Genomic DNA, 2,499 nt, shown 5'->3' with positions numbered 1-2,499 from the left:
TGTTGATTTCCACGTATTCCTGACCCACCATTTCCATCGAACCTTGACCCACCCTGGATCGAGCCCAGCGGGGCTCATGGTGTGGATAACTTCTTCGGTTTGGACTCCTTCTTGATGGGTTGAGCGGAGCTGTTCTTGAACCGGTAGCTGTCGTTTCCGGTCTCAAGGATATGGCAGTGATGCGTGAGGCGATCCAGCAGCGCCGTGGTCATCTTGGCATCGCCGAACACGCTGGCCCACTCGCTGAAGCTCAGGTTGGTCGTGATGACCACGCTGGTGCGCTCGTAGAGCTTGCTGAGCAGGTGGAACAGCAAGGCCCCGCCCGAAGCGCTGAAGGGCAGGTAGCCCAGCTCGTCGAGCACCACCATGTCCATGTGGGCTAGGCGGTGGGCCATCTGCCCGCTCTTGTTGCAGACCTTCTCCTGCTCGAGCAGGTTGACCAGTTCGACCGTGGAGAAGAAGCGAACCCGGCGTCGATGGTGCTCGACGGCCTGCACCCCGATGGCGCTGGCCAGATGCGTCTTGCCCGTGCCCGGACCGCCGACCAGCACCACGTTCTCCGCGTTCTCCATGAACTCGCATCGGTGCAGCTGGCGCACCAGGGCTTCGTTCACCTCACTGCTGCTGAAGTCGAAGCCTGCCAGGTCCCGGTACGCCGGCAGCTTGGCCTGCTTGAGCTGGTAGGCCACGGCCCGCACTTCGCGCTCTGCCGTCTCGGCTTTGAGCAGCTGCGCGAGCATCGGCTGCGCGGACTCGAAGGCCGGAGCCCCTTGCTCGGCCAACTCGGAGACGGCTTGCGCCATGCCGAACATCTTCAGTTCGCGCAGCATGATGACGAGGGCTGCAATGGCAGGGTCATGGCGCATGGCGCACCTTCCTTTCTGACGTCCGCAGGTCGTCATAGCGTTTCACGTTGGCAAGCGGTTCGAGGACCAGGCGCAGCGCCTGGGGTGCGGTCACCGGTGGCGGCGCAGCCTTGCTGTCCAGCAGCCGGTGCAGCACGTTGAGCACGTGCATCTTGGTCGGCACGCCGGCCTCCAGTGCCAGCTCGACGGCGGTCAGCACGGCCTGCTCGTCGTGGTGCAGCACCAAGGCCAGCACCTCGACCATCTCGCGGTCGCCACCGGGCTGCTTGAGCAGAGCGGCCTGCAGCTGGCGGAACGCCGCTGGCAGTTCAACGAAGGGTGCGCCGTTGCGCAGCGCACCCGGCTTGCGCTGCAGCACCGCCAGGTAGTGTCGCCAGTCGTAGACCGTGTGGCCTATCGTGTCGTGGCGGCGGTCGATGACGCGGCGGTGCTCGCAGAGCAGTTGGCCCTCGGCCGCGACCACAACGCGCTCGGCATAGACGCGCAGGCTCACCGGCCGGTTGGCGTACGAGGCCGGCACGCTGTAGCGCACCCGCTCGAACGTCACCAGGCAGGTGGGCGAGACGCGTTTGGTGTGCTCCACGAAGCCATCGAAGGGACGCGGCAACGGCATCAGCAGTGCCCGCTCCTGCGCCCAGACGTCGGCGACGGTGCCCGGTAGCTTGCCGTGGTCAATCTCGCGCCACAAGGCCGTGCATCGCGCCTCCAGCCAGTCGTTCAAGGCCGCCAGCGTGGCGAAGGCCGGCGCGGGCTGCCAGAGCCGATGGCGCGCATCGCGCACGTTCTTCTCGACCTGGCCCTTCTCCCAGCCCGAGGCCGGGTTGCAGAACTCCGCCTCGAACAGGAAGTGGCTGACCATGGCGCCGAAGCGCGCATTGATGTCGCGCTCCTTGCCACGGCGCACCTTGTCGACGGCGGTCTTCATGTTGTCGTAGATGCCGCGCCGAGGCACGCCGCCCAGTACGCGGAACGCGTGGTTGTGGGCATCGAACAGCATCTCGTGCGTCTGCAGCAGGTAGGCCCGCACGATGAAGGCGCGGCTGTGGCTGAGCTTGGTGTGCGCGACCTGCAGCTTGGTCCGCTCGCCGCCAATGACAGCCCAGTCCTCGCTCCAGTCGAACTGGAACGCCTCGCCAACGCCGAAGGTCAACGGAACGAAGGTGCCGCGGCCAGTGGTTCGCTCGGCCTCCTGCCGCCTGGCCAGCCAGACACGCGCGAAGGCCGCCACGCGGTTGTACGAGCCGTCGTAGCCCAACGCGGCCAGGTCGGCATGCATCTGCTTGACCGTGCGCCGCTGCTTGCGCGACTTGCCGGTCTCGGTCTTGAGCCAGCCGGCCAGCTTCTCGGCAAATGGGTCGAGCCTGCTGGGGCTGACGCGCTTGGCATAGCGCGGCTCGGCCTCACCGGCCCGAAGGTACTTCTTGATGGTGTTGCGAGACAGGCCGGTGCGCCGGGCTATCTCGCGCAGGGACAGATGCTCACGCAGTGCCCAACGCCTGATGACACTCAATGTCGCCACGTCAATCACTCCTGTGCTCCTGCCACTAAAAGCAGCAGGTTAGGGTTCTTACGTGGGTCAGTTTTGGACGGAAATTACCTGTGGCGGTGGGTCAGTTCTGCGTGGAAATCAACA

2 protein-coding genes are annotated in these 2,499 nt (G+C 65.5%); both read right to left on the bottom strand.

The window, feature by feature from the left end:
• Positions 1-74: 74 nt before the first annotated feature.
• The gene (istB, locus tag AC099J_RS31555) at positions 75-866 is read right to left on the bottom strand and encodes an IS21-like element helper ATPase IstB (protein ID WP_479619262.1); all 792 of its coding nucleotides are present in this window, start codon (positions 864-866) and stop codon (positions 75-77) included.
• On the bottom strand, positions 856-2,394 hold the full coding sequence (istA, locus tag AC099J_RS31550) for an IS21 family transposase (RefSeq protein WP_479619261.1): 1,539 nt from the start codon (positions 2,392-2,394) through the stop codon (positions 856-858). Before istA ends, istB begins: the two co-directional genes overlap by 11 nt.
• Positions 2,395-2,499 lie beyond the last annotated feature (105 nt).

This window comes from Rhodoferax sp. RT4P68, from assembly GCF_056521305.1.
This window is presented reverse-complemented; position numbering and strand designations above follow the sequence as displayed.